The following is a 15,992-nucleotide window of genomic DNA, read 5'->3' as shown; positions in this document are numbered from 1 at the left end:
AGCCTCTCAGCTGCCGGAGCTGGAGCCGCCGGAGGAGCTGCCCGACGAGCCGCGGCTGCCCGACCCGCTCGTGCCCGACGACGTGCCGCCCACCCCGAGCCCGCCGCGGCTCACGGTGCCGCTGCTGCCGTTGGAGGTGCCGACGCTGCTGCCGGACGTCCCGCGCAGCGAGGTGCCGCTGGCCGGCGGGTTGGTGGTCCCGCCGCGGGCCACCGTGCCGACGGGGGCGTTCGAGCCGTAGTTGTAGTGGTACTGGTTGCCGAACCCACCGAGGAAGATCGGCACGAAGGCCCCGCTGGAGTTGTAGTAGCCGCCCTGCTGGACGCCGCTGGAGCACTGGCTGTCGTCCACGACGACGCCGTTCTGGTCCACGCACTGCGCGGTGGTCTCGTCGTCCCCGCTCGAGGCGGCGTACGCGATCGCCACGATCGCGACGATCCCGACCGCGACCCCGCCGCCGATCAGGATGCGCTTGCGGGTCTTCGACTTCCGCTGCTCGGCGGCGGCCGCCGCCTCCTCCTGGGCCCGGCGGCGGCGCTCGGCCTCCCGGCGGGCGCGCTGCTCGGCCACGGTGGGCTCGCGCGGGGTCGTCGTCTCCGGGTCCTGGTAGCGGATGCCGCCGCGGCGCTTCTCGGGCTCGGGCGTGGGCGAGACGAGCGTGCCCTCCGGCCCGGTGTCGCCCGGCTCGGCGGCCTCGCCGCGCTGCACGGCCTGCCACTCCTGCGCGGTGTCGGGCGCGGCCGGCGTGCCCTCCGGCGGCGTCGGGGCGTCGTCCGCCCGGTGCGCGCCGCCCGGCTGGTCGGTCATGTCCCTCCGCCCCCGCTCATGTCGCCAGTCCATCACACCACCGGGCCCGTCGTCCCCCCGTCAAGGCGACGAACCGGGCACGCGGCATGATGGCAGCACCATGCTCGTACGGGAACGCCCGTCCTCCGGCCGAGGGGACGACTCAGGTACCGACCGTGACGACCACGCCGGTCGGCGGCTCATCGCGCGCCGCGGCGTCGTCGGTGTGCTCGTCGGCGCGCTGGTGATGCTGCTCGCCGCGTCCGCCCTGGCGGCCACCGGCTCGAGCCTCGGGTTCCTCGGGCTCGCCTCGAACGAGGGCGGGTCGCCGGGGATCCTCGGCGGCTCCAGCACCGGCCCCTCGACCGACCGCGCGGAGCTGCCGTCCACCCCCGGGACGTGCCTGACCTGGACGACCGCCGACGGCTCGGACGTCTCGCAGGTGCCGTGCGCGCAGTCGCACCTGTTCGAGACGGCGGGTCCGGTCCAGGCCCCGCTGCCCGACGGCGCGCCGTTCCCGGCGGACGCCGCGTGGCAGCAGCTGGTGGCCGCGCAGTGCGGCCCGGTGGTGCAGAGCTACCTCGGGAAGGCGCTCGACCCGACCGGCCGCTACAAGGTGGGCGCCCTCAAGCCCACCCAGTCGGCGTGGGACGACGGCGACCGCACGGTCCGCTGCGGCCTGCAGGCCCCCGGCCGCTCCGGCGCGCTGTTCTCCTCGACGGGGAAGGTCGCCGACGCCGACCAGGCCGTGGTGTTCGCGCCCGGCACCTGCCTCGGCCTCGCGGGCAAGGAGGTGTCCGACCCGGTGTCGTCGTGCGCGAAGACGCACGCGGCCGAGGTCGCGGGCACCGTCGACCTGGGCGCGAAGTTCCCGAACGGGCTGCCCTCGGTCGACGACCAGGACAACTTCCTGCAGCCCGAGTGCACGAAGGTCGCGCAGGACGCGGTCGGGGCGCAGAAGCTGACCGACTCGAAGCTCACCGTGTACTGGACGAACATCAACCAGGCCTCGTGGGACGCCGGGACGCGCCGCGTCAGCTGCAACATGGGCTCGCTGCTCGCCGACAACTCCGGGTTCGCGCCGCTCACCGGCGCGGTCAAGGACGGCGTGACGATCGGTGGCGCGGCCCCGGCCTCGGCCGACCCGCTGCCGCCCGCGGGCGCCCCGGCCGAGGCGCCGGCCACCACCGACCCGGCGGCCCCGGGCGCCGACGCCACCGACCCGGTCGTCCCCGCGCAGCCGACGCCGACCCAGCCCCAGCCGGGCCTGCAGCTGCCGGTGCCGCTGCCCGGCGTCGGCCAGCCGGCCGCACCCGCCGCGCCGGCCAACTGAGCCCGGGGTGGACGGGGTCGCCCCCGAGCGCTTCGAGGAGCTCGTCGGGGAGGCCCTCGACGAGCTCCCGCCGGAGCTGCTGCGGGCCATGGACAACGTCGTCGTGCTCGTCGAGCCCCGCCATCCGGACGAACCCGACCTGCTCGGGCTCTACGAGGGCGTCGCCCTGACCGAGCGCACCAGCGACTACGGCGGCGTCCTGCCCGACCGGATCACCCTCTACCGGGACGCCCTCGTCGAGCTGTGCGCGGACGAGGACGAGCTGCGCGACGAGGTGGCGATCACCGTGGTGCACGAGATCGCGCATCACTTCGGGATCGACGAGGAGACCCTGCACCGGTACGGCTGGGGCTGATCGCCGTCCCGTCGCCGCCGCGAGGTGTACGTGGGGCAGCTCTCGAGGCCTGCCGACCTGTCTGGCGTACACCTCGCGGCACCTCGGGGTGGACGCGCGGCCACGCGGCGGGGAGGGTGGCCGCCCATGGCGGACCTGATCGCGGAGTTCCTGCAGGCCGTGGACGGCGCCGGGGAGCGGGTGATCCCGGAGTCGGCCCTGGCCGGCGGGGTCGCGGAGGACCAGCAGGCGCAGTTCGACGCGTTCCTGGCGCAGCTCGAGGCGGCCGGGCTGATCGTGGACGTGAGCCCGGAGGAGGTCGGGCGGCGCTTCGTGCACGTCGCCGTGACCGACAGCGGGCGCCGCTACATCGCCGACCAGGGGTCGTGACGGGGGCACGATCTCGTCGCGCGGAGCGAAGTGCTCGCCCAGCGAGCACATCGCTCGGCTCGTCCGGATCATGACCCGCGCAGAGCGGGGGTGGCGTCAGCCGCCCGTCGCGTCCCGGCTCGAGGCCAGGCCACCCGGAGCCTCGCGACGCCACGCCACCAGCCGCCACCCGCCGTCCGGAAGGCCCTCGAACTCGAGGCGGCCGCAGTTGTCGAGGTGGTCGTCCCCGTCCGGGAGCAGGTCGTCGCCCCCCGCGAGGGCGTGCCCCACGAGACGGAGCACCGCGCCGTGGCTGACCAGCACCGTCGTGCCGTCCGGGTGCCGCCGGCGGAGCGCCTCGACGGCGGGCAGGTAGCGGTCGAGCACGTCCTGGGCGGACTCCCCGCCCGGCATGCGCGCCGAGAGGTCGCCGGCGCGCCAGGCGTCGTACACGTCGCGGAAGACCGCGACCGACTCGTCGTCGGAGTGCCCCTCGAGGTCACCGACCTGCACCTCGTGCACCCCGTCGACCACGCCGACCGGCAGCCCGAGCACCGTCCCGACGATGCCGGCGGTCTCCTGGGCGCGGCGGGCGCGCGAGCCGTACAGCGCGCTGACCGAGAGCGCGGACAGCTCCTTGCCGAGCGCCTCGGCCTGCAGCCGGCCGAGGTCGGTGAGCCCGGGACCGGGCAGCACGGTGTCGAGGATCTTCCCGACGTTGGCGGGAGTCTGTCCGTGACGGGCGAGCACCAGGGTCGGCACGGTCTCCACGTCTACCCGACGACGGGCCTCGCGGCCGTACGGGATGGCAGGGATCGCAGTGCCTGCAGCCACTCCGCGGCCGCCGCGTGGTCCGCCGCGGACTGTCCCGGGACCGTCGCGGCCACCGGCGGCGACGGCGCCGTCGAGCCCTCCGGGACGGTTGCGCGCGGGTACGAGCCGAGGAAGCGCAGGTCGGTACAGCGGCGGTGCAGGGCCGCGAGCGCCTCGCCCATGGCCGCCTCGGCGACGTGCCCGGCGCCGTCGAGGAAGAACCAGTACGTGCCCAGGCGCGCCTTCGAGGGCCGCGACTCGATGCGCGTGAGGTCGACGCCGCGGATGGCGAACTCGGTGAGGATCGCGAGCAGGGCGCCCGGCTCGTTCACCGTCGTCGCGGCGATCGACGTGCGGTCCGCGCCGGTCGGCGCGGGCAGGGCGACGTCCGCGCGCCCGACGACGACGAAGCGGGTCACGGCGTCCCCGGTGTCGTGCACCCCGTCGGCGAGCACCTCGAGCCCGTAGTGGCGGGCCGCGACCGGCGCGCAGACGGCGGCGTCCACCTGGCCGTCGGCCACGGCCGCCGCGGCCGCCGCCGTCGACGGCGTCATCCGCACCTCGGCGCGGGGCAGGTGCGCCGCGAGCCACCGGCGGGTCTGGGCCTCGCCGTGCGGGTGGGACGCGACGGTGGCCACGTCGGCGCCCCTCGTCCCCGGCCGCACCAGCACCCCGAACCGCACCGGCAGCAGGATCTCCCGGACCACGACGACGGGCGGGGTCTCGACGAGCCCGTCCATCGTCGCGGGCACCGCCCCCTCGACCGAGCTCTCGATCGGCACGCACGCGAGGTCGGCGTCGCCGGCCCGCAGCGCGTCGAGGGCCGCGGTGGTGCTGGCGGCCGGGGTGGTCGACGCGCCCGGGAAGTCGTCGAGCACCGTGCCGAGCGCCTGCTCGCAGAAGGTGCCGTGCGGACCGAGGAACGCGATGCGCACTAGACGAGCCCGAGCCGGGCCATCTCGGCCCCCTGGTCGGCGGGCGCGGTGGACCCGAACGACGACAGGTGCGCCCGGACCCGCGCCGCGGTGGGCTCGTCGACGGCGGCCGCCTCGTGGGCCAGCGCGTCCACGTCGGTGGTCTCGAGCGCCTGCCGGACCTCCGCGACGAGCTCGTCGGTCACCTCTCCGTCCGCGGGCGCCGCGCGCAGGGCCCGGGTGACGGCGACGAGCAGGTTGAGCCAGCCGTGGTGGTCGAAACCGGTCTCCGGGTCGACGTGGCGGGCGGCGGACTGCAGACCGATGCTGGCGGTGAAGGAGCGCCCGGACGCGGCGACGACCGCGAGGAAGCGCGACACGTCGGTGACGCCGGGGAAGACACCCGCCCGGTCGCCGCCGCAGCGCAGCTTGGGCCGGCAGCCGTGGCCGACCACCCGCTTCACGCCGTCGATCCAGTCCTGCGAGCCGTCGGCGTCGGGCCGGCGCGGCTCGACGACCGCCACGACCTCGTCCGGCACGAACTCGGTGACCCGCTCCAGCCAGACCGAGTCGACGTCGTGCGGCGCGGGCATCTCGACGGTGCCCGTGGTCAGCAACGCGGCGCGCGAGGAGGTCAGCGACAGCGCCTTCGGCACCCCGCCGAGTCCGGTGTCGACCGACAGCGCGACCGGCAGCGGTGCGGACGGGCGCCGTTTCACCAGCTCGGCGACGAACTCCTGCAACCGCGACACCGGCACGACCAGGGCTCCGAGCAGGCCACCGTGCTCCCCCGCCCGGGCCTCGAGGTGCGCCCCGACGACGTCGGCCATCTCTCGACGCGGACCCGGCGACACGAGCACCGCGTCGTCGAGGATGCGCGCGAGGAGCGTGGGCACACCGTCGACCGGTGCCCCACCGGCCTGGGGGACGGTGGACACGAGGGCACGGTAGCGGGCGACCGGCCGGGTCCGGTCCACCGGGCGTCGACCTTGCCCTCCCACCCCTCGGTTCGGTTAGGCTCACCTAAGTTCAACGACCGTGAGGAGCCCGCCGTGGCCAGGAGCTGCCCGCCCCAGCCCGCCGTCCCGAGTCCGGCCGAGCGCGCCCGGGCCACGGCCGAGCGCGCGTCGTCCGCGGCGCTGATCACCGGGGCGCCCACCGGGGACGCGACCGACCGGGTCGTCCCCACGCTGCACCACGTACCCGCCTCCGGGGCGGCGACGCTGCAGGTCCCGGCCGACCACCCGCTGGTCGCCGCCACCCGCGCCGCCGACCACCTGCCCGTGATGATGGAGCTCTCGGACACCGCCCCGGTCCCGGTGCGTCAGCCGGTCCGCGGCCTGGTCTGGGTCTGCGGCCGGGTGCGGGTGCTGCCGGCGCGCGTGGCGCGACGCGCGGCGCTGCGGATCGCGGCCGACCGGCCCGACGAGCGGCTGCTCGACGTCGGGCACGGCGACGTCCTGCTCCGCCTCGACCCGGCGTCGGTGGTGCTCAGCGACGCCGAGGGCACCGGGACGCTCACCCCAGCCGAGATGGCCGCCGCGCCGGGCGACCCCTTCACCGAGTGCGGCGACGCCTGGCTCGCCCACCTGGCCGGGGCGCACGGCTCGCTGGTCGCGGGCCTGGCCCGGCACCTCCCCACCGCCCTGCGCCGCCCGGAGCACACGCTGGTGCCGCTCGCGGTGGACCGGCTGGGGCTGCGCCTGCGGGTGGAGACCGCGCACGGCGACCACGACGTGCGGCTCGGCTTCTCCCGCCCGGTCGCCTGCCCGCGGATGCTGGGCGCGGAGGTGCGCCGGCTCGCGGGCCTGCCGGAACCCTCGGACGTCAGCCCGACGACGCGCGCAGCGGAGCGGTGACCTTCCGCTCGGCCACGAACGACACGAACGGGATCGTCCCGGCCAGCGCCACCAGCAGCAGCCTGCCGACCGGCCAGCGGGCCTTCACGCCCAGGTCGGCGGTGAGGGCCAGGTAGCCCATGTAGAGGAAGCCGTGGATCGGTCCGACGATCGCGACGAGCAGCGGCTGGTCGGCGAAGTACTTGAGCGGCATCGCGACCAGCACGAGCACGAGGAGGCCGACACCGACCACGTAGGCGCCCACGCGGTAGCGCCGCATGGCGGCGACGACCTTCTCGGAGAGGGCGGCGGTCGGTGCGGTCACGGGGTGGGCTCCTCCCGGTCGCGGCGGCCCAGTTCGGCCAGCATCGCGTTGTAGTCCTCGGTGGCACGGATCCGGGCCGGCCGTCCCGCACCGGCACCCGGCTCGACCCCCGCCGGCCGCGGGGTGAACGGGCTGTCCTCCTCGGGGATCGTCCCGACCGCGGGGGCCGGGGACGACCCGGCGTCCGGAAGGCCCTCCTGGATCTCGGCCAGGTACCGGGCCTCGGAGCGCAGCATCCGCCACCACAGGGCGGCGAAGAAGACGCCGAACAACGGCCACTGCAGCGCGTACCCGGCGTTGAGCAGGGTGCCCGTGGCCGACTCGGCGCGGATCAGCTGCCAGTAGGCCATACCCCCGCACACCACGACGGCGCAGAGCGCGAGCACGGTCCAGCCCACCCAGCGGGGGGTCGCGAGCACTCGCAGGACCTGCACCCCTCCGAGGTTACCGACGCGGCGCGCGGGCGCGCCGGGCCTACTGTGATCACCGATGAACAGCTGGCTGTCCCCGGCGCGGCCGGACGTCGAGGTCGTGACCGGCCGCGACCGCCGGCTCCTGGTCACCGAGATCCTCGTCGTCGCCACCGTGACCCTCGGCCTGTCCGGCCTGCGGTCGCTGATCTCCCTGCTGGACTCGCTCGCCGCGCCCGCCCCGCTGGCGCAGCGCCAGGTGACGATCGACCAGCCCCTCGCGACCGACGCCTGGGTCGACCTCGCCGCGCAGCTCGCCTCGTCGCTGCAGCTGATCGCGTGGGGCGGGCTCGGGCTCTACCTGCTCCTGCGCGCGGGCACCGGGCCGCGCGGGGTGGGGCTGGACGGGCGCCGGCCGTGGCGCGACCTGCGCGCCGCGTGCGGGCTCGCCGCCCTGATCGGCATCCCCGGGCTCGGCTTCTACCTGGTCACGCGCGCGATCGGGATCAACCTGACGGTGGTCCCGTCGGTCCTCGACGACCACTGGTGGCGCGTCCCGGTGCTGCTCGTGTCGGCCTTCGCCAACTCCTGGGCGGAGGAGGTGCTGGTCGTCGGCTGGCTGCTCACCGCCCTGCGTCGGCTCGGGTTCACCGAGAACCGCTCGCTGCTGGTCGCCGCCGTCCTGCGCGGCTCGTACCACCTCTACCAGGGCTTCGGCGGCGGTCTCGGCAACCTCGTCATGGGCCTGGTGTTCGGGCGCTACTGGCAGCGCACCGGCCGGTTGTGGCCGCTCGTCGTGGCGCACACGCTGATCGACGTCGTCGCGTTCGTGGGTTCGGCGCTGCTCGCCGGGAAGGTGTCCTTCCTGCCGGGGCGCTGACGCGGTCCTAGGGTCGTCGGCCATGGCGCCGCGCGTGGACACCGAGGTCGGCCCGCTGCGGACGGTGGTGCTCCACCGCCCCGGCCCCGAGCTGCAGCGGCTCACGCCGCGCAACGCCGACCGGCTCCTCTTCGACGGCATCCCGTGGGTCGAGCGGGCGCAGCTCGAGCACGACCGCTTCGCCGGGACGCTGCGCGCGCACGGCGTCGAGGTGCTCCTGCTCGCGGATCTGCTCACCGAGGCCCTGCACGACGACGCGGCGGCCGACTCCGGCATCGCCGCGGCGGTCGACGAACGGGTCCTCGGCCGGGAGCTCGGGGCGGCCGTGCGGGAGCAGATGGCCGGGCTCGCCCCCGACGACCTCGCCGCCGCCCTGATCGGCGGGCTGACCTTCCGCGAGCTCGGCGACGGCGAGAACTCCCTCGTCCGCCGGATGCACGGGCCGGACGACTTCGCCGTCGACCCGCTGCCCAACCTCATGTTCACCCGCGACTCGTCGATGCGGGTCGGCGACCGGGTGGTGGCCGCCGTGATGGGGATGCCCGCACGACGACGCGAGGCCTCGCTCGTGGCGCTGGCGCACGCCGGGCGCCCCGCCCTGGGCGGCGTCACCCACACCGCGCCGCGGGACGTCTCGGCCGTGGAGGGCGGCGACGTGCTGCTGCTGGCGCCCGGGGTGCTCGCGATCGGGGTCGGGGAGCGCACGAGCCCCGCGGGGGCCGAGTCGTTCGCGCGGGCGATGTTCGCCGACGGGCTGGCCCACACCGTGCTCGCGGTCCCGATCACGCAGCGCCGGGCGACGATGCACCTGGACACGGTGGCGACGATGGTCGACGTCGACACCATGGTGGTGTTCCCCGAGGTCCTCGACGCGCTCGAGGCGTGGACGATCCGGCCGAGCACGCCCGGGCTGTCCATCACGGGCCCCGAACCGTTCCGTCCCGCCGCCGCCCGGGCGATGGGCATCGACGAGCTCCGGGCGGTGGACACCGGGCCCGCGGGGGTGGCCGCCGAGCGCGAGCAGTGGGACGACGGCAACAACACCCTCGCGCTCGCACCCGGCCTCGTCGTCGCCTACGAGCGCAACACCACGACGAACGGTCGGCTGCGCGACGCGGGGATCGAGGTCGTGACGATCGAGGGGTTCGAACTGGGCTCCGGGCGCGGCGGGCCGCGCTGCCTGTCGTGCCCGTGGGCCCGCGACGTCCCCTGATCGGGTCGGCGCGCCTCGTTCGGCGCAGCCAGACGTGCGTCCGGCCACAGACCACCACGCCCCACTGCACCGGTACGGACGCCGTCCTAGCGTCCGTTGCGTGCTGAAGAAGCGCCCGGTCGGCCGAACCTCGGCGAACCCTCTGCGACGACTGTCCGGCGAACGCTGGGAGGCCATGGAGCCGACCTGGCGGGACGCGAAGCCGGGCATCATCCACGCCGCGCTGGAGCGGGCGCAGGCGCGGCCGTCGGGCAACTGGTACGTCGTCGGCGCGTCGCGCGACATCCGGGTCGGCTCCCCGACCGGTGTCACCGTGGCGGGCGTCGAGCTCGTCGTCTGGCGGTCCCCCGACGGCGGGCTGCACGCCGGCCCGGGCGCCTGCCCGCACCTCGGCGCGGACCTGTCCACCGCCCAGCAGTCCGGCTGCGAGCTCATCTGCCGCTGGCACGGCCTCGCGCTCGGTCCCTCCGGACGCGCGGGCTGGCGCACGCTGCCCGCCCACGACGACGGGGTGCTGGTCTGGGTCCGGCTCGACGCGGTCGGCGGCGAGGAGCCCACCGACGCGCCGGTCCTGCCGGTGCGCCCGCCGCACGCCGAGAGCCTCGTCGCGGTGGCGTCGATGGTCGGCACCTGCGAGCCCGACGACGTGATCGCCAACCGGCTCGACCCCTGGCACGGCGCCTGGTTCCACCCGCACTCGTTCGCCGACCTGCGGGTCGACTCCGCCCCCGGGCGCACCGCGTCCGAGGCGGAGGACCACTTCGACCTGCACGTCGCCTTCCGGCTCACCCGGACCTGGGGCGTGCCGGTCGAGGCCCGCTTCACCTGCCCCGATCCGCGCACCATCGTCATGCACATCACCCGCGGCGAGGGGGCCGGCAGCGTCGTCGAGACGCACGCGACCCCGATCGCCCCGCACCCCGACGGCCGCGCCCGCACCCTCGTGACCGAGGCCGTCGTCGCCCACTCCGAGCGGCCCGGGTTCGTGCACGCGACGAAGGCGCAGCGCCTCGTCCGCCCGCTCATGGAGTTCGCGGCGAAGCGGCTGTGGGTGGACGACATCGAGTACGCCGAGCGCACCTACGAGGTGCGCCGGCGCCGCATGTGAGCACTTTCCGTGGCCGGGGCCACGGAAAGTGCTCACGTCCTCACACCGGGCGGCGGCCCAGGATCGTGTGCACGATGCCCTTCTGCCAGCCGTCGACCGGCTCGACCCGGACGTCGTCGAGACCCGCGTCGCGCAGCCGACCGGTGAGCCGGGCGATGCCGTCGAAGTGCAGTACCGACCGCCACAGGTAGCGGTACAGCGACGCGTCCCCGGTGACCCGCCACCCGAGCGGGATGATGATCGCCCAGCAGACGGCGGTCCACGTCGCGCGCGCCCGCGCCGAGTCGGCCACCGAGTACTCGTGCACCGCCAGCGGCGCGCCCGGCGCGAGCAGCCCGTGGAGGTCCTTCACGCCCGCCGTGACGTCCGGCAGGTTGCGCAGCAGGTACGCCGCGAGGATGCCGTCGAACGGCCCCTCGACGCCGTGCGCGGCCAGTTCCTCGGCGCGGGAGTGCACGAACCGCACGGTGCTCGGCCACGACTTGGCCCGGGCCTGCGCGAGCATCTCCGCCGACGCGTCCGCGGCCACGATCTCGGCCTTCGGATAGGTCTCCACCAGCGCCTGCGTGGACAGCCCGGTCCCGCACCCGACGTCGAGCAGGCGCAGCCCGGCCCCGTCGTCGGGCAGGGCCAGCCGCCGCGCGGAGAGCCGCAGGTGGTCGAGGTAGCCCGGGTTCGCGCCGACGAGGCGGTCGTAGGACGTGGCGTCCTGGTCGAACGCCGCCGGCACCACGGCGGCCTCTCGGGCGCGGTCGAAGGTCACGGTCGTCCATCCTGCCGTGCGGACCCGTCGGGGGCATGTCCGGCACCCGGGACGAACCGGTCGCGGGGCCGCCGGGCACCAACCTGAGAGGCGTACCGACGAACGGCGCAGCGATCATGCCCGTCGTCGCCGGATCCCGGTCGATCGGCGCGGTCGGGCGGGCGGGCCTCTCAGACTCGCCGGTCACGGTCCGGTCACGGGCCTAGCTTCTCCGGCCGTGCGCAGACGGATGACGACGATCGTGTGGAGCGGCGTGCTCCTCGCGATGACCGCGGTGCCGTTCGTCCTCTCGGCCTGGCGCGGGCACTCGACCGCGCCGGCGACGATGCTGTCGGTCGGGCTGGGCGTGCTCGGGCTCGGCGCGCTCGTCGTGGTCGTCCTGGTGCCCAGTCGCATCCGCACCCTCACCCGCGCCTTCGGCGTCGACCGGGTGATGGGCCTGCACCGCTGGCTCGGCCTGCTCGCGCTCGCCGCCGTCGTGCTGCACGCCGTCGTGGCGCTGTGGAACCACCCCGCGCTGATCAACCCGCTGACCGCGCGGGACACCGCGAAGGTCGGCTGGGGCTCGTTGGTGTCGCTGCTGCTGGTCGGCGGGGTCGCCGCGGGCGGACGACGTCCCGGCGCCCGCTACGAGGTGTGGGCGCGGCTGCACGTGGCGCTCGCGGCGGCCGGACTGGTGCTCGCCGCGCTGCACGTCGTCTGGCTGAACCACCTCGTGACCGACCCCGTGATGCGGGGCTGCCTGCTGGTCCTCGCGGCGGCGCTGCTCCTCGTGCTCTCGCACCGCTGGGTGTGGCGTCCGCTGTTCTCCCGCCAGGGCGCCTACGTCGTGTACGGCGTGCGCCGCGAGAGCCCGACCGTGTCGACCCTGGTCCTGGCCCCGGTCCACCTGCGCCGCGGCGGGCTCCACTTCGAACCCGGCCAGTTCGTGTGGCTGCGGCTGCGGCGCGCGGTGGTGGGCACCGAGGAGCACCCGTTCACCATCGCCTCGAGCGCCAACGTCACCGGCCGGCTCGAGCTGACGGTGCGCGACCAGGGCGACTTCTCGCACCGCGTCGCCGCGCTGCGCCAGGGCGACAAGGTGTGGCTGGACGGGCCGCACGGGTCGTTCACCGCCGAGGACCACGGCGGCCGGGCGGGGCTCGTGCTCGTCGCGGGCGGCGTCGGGATCACCCCGATGATGAGCATGCTGCGCACCCTCGCGGAGCGCGGCGACGGCCGCCGGCACCGCCTGGTCCTGGCCGAGCGGGGCACCGAGCCGCTGTTCGCCGACGAGCTCGCGGTGCTCACCCGCCGGTTGGACCTGCAGATCACCCGGACCGCGGGCCGCCGGATCGACCTCGCGTTCCTCGCCGAGGTGCTGCCGCCCGCCCCGGAGCGCGACCACCTCGACTACTTCGTCTGCGGGCCGGCGTCCCTGGCCACCGGGACCCTCGCCGCGCTCGAGCAGCTCGCCGTGCCCACGTCCCGGGTGCACTGCGAGCAGTTCGGCTGGTCCGGGCCGCTGCCCACCTCCACCACGACCTCCGGGACGTCCGTCCCGGTCGATCCTGCTCCCCCGAAGGATCCCCATGTCCCGACACTCGGCCCGGCCGCGCATCCCGCGGTGGGCGGTCGCCGTCCCGCTCTCGATCCTGCTCGTCCTGGGGGCGGCGCAGGCGTGGGCGTCGTCGCGCACGAGCGAGGGCCCCACGACGGGCTCGACGAGCTCGGCGGGCTCGCCGCACGGACGGGCCCCCTCCCTGCTGTCCCGGCTGGCGTCCGCGATCACGGGGCGGTCGCGACGCGAGGAGAACGCCGACGAGCCGGCCGCCCCGGGCGCGACGACGGCGTCCGCCGCTCCCGCCGCGGCGGCCGGCACGCATCACTCTGAGCAGCACCACCAGCAGCAGCAGGCACAGCCCAACCCGAACTGCACGCTGGTCGTGCCCCCGGCGCCCCTGAGCGCCGCCGGTCTCGCCACCCCGTACCGGCTGCAGGGCTCCGACGGGAAGGGCGCCTGCCACGAGGCGGACACGGCGCAGGCCGCGTTCGTGGAGGCCACGGTGCTCGACCCCGCGACCGGCGCGCTGTCGGTCTACCACCCGCTGGTGGTCGACGACGGGTCCCGGCCCGCCGCCGCGCCGGTCACCCCGCACCTGCCCGCGGGCGCGGTGGTCGGCGTGTGGTTCGGCTTCAACGGCACCACCCTCACCCTCGGCGGCGACGACGCCGGGTGCGTGAACGGCACGCCCGGCTCGCCGTTCGGCCAGTTCGCCGACTGCGGCGCGGCCCGCTTCTTCGCGGCCGCGAACGCCTCCGTCGCCGCGGGCCGGACCACCGTGCCCGGGCTCGGCACCGCCGCCGACGGCCGGCCGTGCCCGACGACGCGGGACTTCGCGGTGGTCGACCAGGACCAGAGCGACAACCTCGCCACCTCCTACCGCGTGCTCGACGACGGCCGGACCGCGCAGGACGCGGTGGCGAACCGCGGCCTCGGCGGCACCGTGCTGACCAACGCCAGCGACAACGGGCTGCTCGACGCCTTCGTCGACCCCGCCCTGGGCTGTCACCCGATGACCGCACCCGACCTCGGCGACGACGGTCGGGCGGTCCCCTCCCTCGCACTGAACGAGCTGCAGGCCGCCGCCCACCAGGGCGACCCGGTCGCGGTCGTCCCGGCGAACGACCCGATGGTGCTGGCCGGGGACGCGCCGTCGCGCGCCAAGCTGACGCTCTACCGGCTCGGGGTCGACCAGTCGCCGGCCGCGCCGTCCGACGGAGCCGCGTACTGCCGCTCCCTGGTCTCCGTCGCCCCCGGACGGCTGGCGGCCGACCGGGCCCGGTTCAGCGCCGCGCCCTCGCCCGACCCCGCGGCGGCGAACTCGCTGTTCACGTTCCTCGCCCAACGGCTGCAGACCTCGTTCCAGAACCTGCACTGCGCCGACCTCGGCGTCGGGAAGCCGCCGGTGACCGTGCAGCAGGACGGGGACCGGGCGGTGGCCGCGACGGTCGGCTGAGCCGGGGCGGGGATGGTGCCGCGAGGCGGACGCCATACCCCCGCGAGGTAAGGCCGCCCTACACTCACCGGATGGAAGAGCCGTCCTCCTCGAGGTTCCACGACCTCCTGCGCGACCAGATCCGCCACGAGTTCACCGCGTCGCAGCAGTACACCGCCGTCGCGGTCTACTGCGACGACGAGGACCTCCCGCAGCTGGCGGCGCACTTCTACGCGCAGGCGCTCGAGGAGCGCAACCACGCCATGGGCATGGTGCAGTACCTGCTCGACAACGACGTCCACGTCCGCATCCCGGGCATCGACGAGGTCCGCAACGACTTCAAGTCCGTCGAGGACGTCGTCGAGCTCGTGCTCGAGCAGGAGCGGCGGGTCACCGACCAGATCACGCTGCTCGCCCGCACCGCGCGCGACCAGGGCGACTACCTCGGCGAGCAGTTCATGCAGTGGTACCTCAAGGAGCAGGTGGAGGAGGTCGCCTCCATGACGACGCTGCTGCGCATCGTGCGCCGGGCCGGGGAGAACCTCTTCCACGTCGAGGACTTCGTCGCCCGCGAGATGCCGGCGGACGCGGGCACCGACCCCACCGCGCCGCCCTCGGCCGGCGGGATCGCCACCCTCGGCGGCGGGGCCTGACCAGGGGCTACCCGGCCACGACGTAGCTGCGCCCCGAGGCGCGCAGCACCGGCGCGAGCAGCTCGGTGAGGTGCGCCGTGACCCGGACCGTCAGCACGGCGACCACCGCGGCGAGGACGTCGGACCAGAAGTGCAGGACGACGCCGTCGGCGAGGGCCTGCGTGCTGTCGGCGAACCCCTGGACCACCGTGACGAGCCCGAGCACCACGCCGACCACCCAGGCCGCCCACCAGGCGAGGACCGTGCGGGACGGCGTCGGCCGGACGTCGGCGGGCCGGCCCGAGGCGGCGTGCTCGATCTCCGCGAGGGTCGCCCCCGGCACGGTCAGCGTCAGCGGCGGCAGGACGCAGCCCACCAGCAGCATGCGGGTGGAGCGCCAGGGCCGCGTGCCCGAAGCCTCCGCCGCGATCTCCCGGGCCCGCAGCAGCCAGCGCAGGAACACCGCTCCCGTGGCGAGCGCGGCCACCGGCGCGAGCAGGCCGAACAGGCCGACGATCGCGTCGGACCAGCCGAGCAGGACACCGGAGAGCGCCCGGTCGCGGCTCACCAGGAGCAGCACGTAGCGGAAGGCCTCGCCGAACGCCGCGACGCCGCAGAGCAGGGCGGTGGTGACGGCGAGCCGGCGCAGCAGGTCCGCGGTGGCCCGCAGCGCGTCGTCCGGCGCGGGCGGGGGCGGTGGGGCGAGGGGACCGTCCGGGTCGCCCGGCTCGGGGCGCGCCGCCCACGGCCACAGGCTCCACCGCGGGATCGACCGGTAGCGGGGCGGGCCGGCGTAGGGCGCGCGGCGCGGGGCCGGCGTGCGGGGGCGGGTCGCGTCGGGCGTCGTCGCGACCCAGCGGACCCCGCCGAGGACGCGGCCGCAGTGCACGCAGAACCGCCCGGTCCCGCCGGGCGGCTGCTCGCGGCCGCACCGCGGACAGGTCACGGGCTCAGACCACCTGGGCCGGGCCGGGCCCGTCGGCGACCACCGGACGCCCGGCGGCCTCCCACGCGAGCATCCCGCCGGTCACGTTGACCGCCTCCCGCCCCTGGTTGCGCAGGTAGGCGGTGACCTGGGCCGACCGGCCGCCGACGCGGCAGACCACGGCGAGCGGGCCGTCCGGGACCTGGTCGAGCCGCTCCAGGAACGCCGACATGGGGACGTGCACCGCCTCCGGGGCGTGGCCGGCGGCCCACTCGTCGTCCTCCCGGACGTCGAGCAGCGTGGCTCCCGCGGGCACCTCGGACACCGACACGGCCGGGACGTTCATGGTCCCCATTGTGCGCTCCGCGCCG

The 15,992-nt window shown here is 75.7% G+C and carries 19 protein-coding genes; 10 read left to right on the top strand and 9 right to left on the bottom strand.

All coding sequences use genetic code 11. The features are described from left to right. Window positions 1-6 precede the first annotated feature (6 nt). Window positions 7-807, bottom strand: coding sequence for a hypothetical protein (locus ACQPYX_RS00760; protein ID WP_433801009.1), 801 nt, complete (start codon window positions 805-807; stop codon window positions 7-9). Between the two features lie 100 nt (window positions 808-907). Between ACQPYX_RS00760 and ACQPYX_RS00755 the strand changes: the two genes are divergently transcribed. From ACQPYX_RS00755 to ACQPYX_RS00745, 3 genes are all read left to right on the top strand, one after another. Beyond that, window positions 908-2,119, top strand: a complete 1,212-nt coding sequence (locus tag ACQPYX_RS00755) for a septum formation family protein (RefSeq protein WP_433801008.1) — start codon at window positions 908-910, stop codon at window positions 2,117-2,119. 7 nt (window positions 2,120-2,126) lie between these two features. Continuing rightward, entirely contained in the window at window positions 2,127-2,474 is a 348-nt protein-coding gene (locus tag ACQPYX_RS00750; protein WP_433801007.1) for a metallopeptidase family protein, read from the top strand. A gap of 126 nt (window positions 2,475-2,600) precedes the next feature. Further along, window positions 2,601-2,843 (top strand): hypothetical protein, encoded by a 243-nt coding sequence (locus ACQPYX_RS00745; RefSeq protein WP_433801006.1) that lies wholly within the window; start codon window positions 2,601-2,603, stop codon window positions 2,841-2,843. Window positions 2,844-2,939: 96 nt separating this feature from the next. Here ACQPYX_RS00745 and ACQPYX_RS00740 read toward each other — a convergent pair whose 3' ends face one another. From ACQPYX_RS00740 to ACQPYX_RS00730, 3 genes are read right to left on the bottom strand one after another with little or no spacing between them, the layout of a single operon-like run. Further along, window positions 2,940-3,584 carry a histidine phosphatase family protein gene (locus ACQPYX_RS00740; RefSeq protein WP_433801005.1) on the bottom strand — a complete coding sequence of 215 codons (645 nt, stop codon included), beginning with the start codon at window positions 3,582-3,584 and terminating at the stop codon, window positions 2,940-2,942. 11 nt (window positions 3,585-3,595) lie between these two features. Beyond that, on the bottom strand, window positions 3,596-4,570 hold the full coding sequence (gene pheA, locus ACQPYX_RS00735) for a prephenate dehydratase (protein ID WP_433801004.1): 975 nt from the start codon (window positions 4,568-4,570) through the stop codon (window positions 3,596-3,598). Further along, window positions 4,570-5,487: a hypothetical protein gene (locus ACQPYX_RS00730; protein WP_433801003.1), complete on the bottom strand. Its 918-nt coding sequence runs from the start codon at window positions 5,485-5,487 to the stop codon at window positions 4,570-4,572. The genes pheA and ACQPYX_RS00730 overlap by 1 nt, the downstream gene beginning before the upstream one ends. A gap of 114 nt (window positions 5,488-5,601) precedes the next feature. Between ACQPYX_RS00730 and ACQPYX_RS00725 the strand changes: the two genes are divergently transcribed. After that, window positions 5,602-6,408, top strand: a complete 807-nt coding sequence (locus ACQPYX_RS00725; protein ID WP_433801002.1) for a DUF2470 domain-containing protein — start codon at window positions 5,602-5,604, stop codon at window positions 6,406-6,408. Here ACQPYX_RS00725 and ACQPYX_RS00720 read toward each other — a convergent pair. After that, on the bottom strand, window positions 6,377-6,712 hold the full coding sequence (locus tag ACQPYX_RS00720) for a DUF3817 domain-containing protein (protein ID WP_433801001.1): 336 nt from the start codon (window positions 6,710-6,712) through the stop codon (window positions 6,377-6,379). The two genes, ACQPYX_RS00725 and ACQPYX_RS00720, sit on opposite strands and share 32 nt — an antisense overlap. Beyond that, window positions 6,709-7,146: a hypothetical protein gene (locus ACQPYX_RS00715; RefSeq protein WP_433801000.1), complete on the bottom strand. Its 438-nt coding sequence runs from the start codon at window positions 7,144-7,146 to the stop codon at window positions 6,709-6,711. The genes ACQPYX_RS00720 and ACQPYX_RS00715 overlap by 4 nt, the downstream gene beginning before the upstream one ends. 55 nt (window positions 7,147-7,201) lie before the next feature. On the opposite strand from ACQPYX_RS00715, the gene ACQPYX_RS00710 reads away from it, so the two are divergent. The 3 genes from ACQPYX_RS00710 to ACQPYX_RS00700 all read left to right on the top strand — a co-directional run bounded on the left by ACQPYX_RS00710 (window position 7,202) and on the right by ACQPYX_RS00700 (window position 10,323). Further along, window positions 7,202-8,002 carry a CPBP family intramembrane glutamic endopeptidase gene (locus ACQPYX_RS00710; RefSeq protein ID WP_433800999.1) on the top strand — a complete coding sequence of 267 codons (801 nt, stop codon included), beginning with the start codon at window positions 7,202-7,204 and terminating at the stop codon, window positions 8,000-8,002. A gap of 22 nt (window positions 8,003-8,024) precedes the next feature. After that, window positions 8,025-9,215, top strand: coding sequence for an arginine deiminase (locus ACQPYX_RS00705; protein WP_433800998.1), 1,191 nt, complete (start codon window positions 8,025-8,027; stop codon window positions 9,213-9,215). 175 nt (window positions 9,216-9,390) lie between these two features. Next, a complete protein-coding gene (locus tag ACQPYX_RS00700) occupies window positions 9,391-10,323 on the top strand; it encodes a DUF5914 domain-containing protein (protein WP_433803647.1) in 933 nt (310 codons plus the stop codon). 40 nt (window positions 10,324-10,363) lie between these two features. On the opposite strand, the gene ACQPYX_RS00695 is transcribed toward ACQPYX_RS00700, so the two are convergent. Continuing rightward, window positions 10,364-11,086 (bottom strand): class I SAM-dependent methyltransferase, encoded by a 723-nt coding sequence (locus ACQPYX_RS00695; protein ID WP_433800997.1) that lies wholly within the window; start codon window positions 11,084-11,086, stop codon window positions 10,364-10,366. A gap of 217 nt (window positions 11,087-11,303) precedes the next feature. Here ACQPYX_RS00695 and ACQPYX_RS00690 point away from each other — a divergent pair, with 217 nt between their 5' ends. From ACQPYX_RS00690 to ACQPYX_RS00680, 3 genes are all read left to right on the top strand, one after another. Beyond that, on the top strand, window positions 11,304-12,959 hold the full coding sequence (locus ACQPYX_RS00690; RefSeq protein ID WP_433800996.1) for a ferric reductase-like transmembrane domain-containing protein: 1,656 nt from the start codon (window positions 11,304-11,306) through the stop codon (window positions 12,957-12,959). Window positions 12,960-13,011: 52 nt separating this feature from the next. Then, window positions 13,012-14,085, top strand: coding sequence for a hypothetical protein (locus ACQPYX_RS00685; RefSeq protein ID WP_433800995.1), 1,074 nt, complete (start codon window positions 13,012-13,014; stop codon window positions 14,083-14,085). Window positions 14,086-14,156: 71 nt separating this feature from the next. Then, the gene (locus ACQPYX_RS00680) at window positions 14,157-14,717 is read left to right on the top strand and encodes a ferritin (protein WP_433800994.1); all 561 of its coding nucleotides are present in this window, start codon (window positions 14,157-14,159) and stop codon (window positions 14,715-14,717) included. A 7-nt stretch (window positions 14,718-14,724) separates the two neighbouring features. On the opposite strand, the gene ACQPYX_RS00675 is transcribed toward ACQPYX_RS00680, so the two are convergent. Both ACQPYX_RS00675 and ACQPYX_RS00670 read right to left on the bottom strand, forming a co-directional pair. Further along, window positions 14,725-15,642 (bottom strand): DUF4328 domain-containing protein, encoded by a 918-nt coding sequence (locus tag ACQPYX_RS00675; RefSeq protein ID WP_433800993.1) that lies wholly within the window; start codon window positions 15,640-15,642, stop codon window positions 14,725-14,727. A gap of 4 nt (window positions 15,643-15,646) precedes the next feature. After that, window positions 15,647-15,967, bottom strand: a complete 321-nt coding sequence (locus ACQPYX_RS00670) for a rhodanese-like domain-containing protein (RefSeq protein WP_433800992.1) — start codon at window positions 15,965-15,967, stop codon at window positions 15,647-15,649. Between the last annotated feature and the right edge of the window lie 25 nt (window positions 15,968-15,992).

The sequence above is a fragment of the Actinomycetospora sp. CA-084318 genome, from assembly GCF_050955885.1.
Lineage (GTDB): Bacteria > Actinomycetota > Actinomycetes > Mycobacteriales > Pseudonocardiaceae > Actinomycetospora.
The sequence above is the reverse complement of the archived record's forward strand: the minus strand, read 5'-3'. Positions and strand labels throughout refer to the sequence as shown.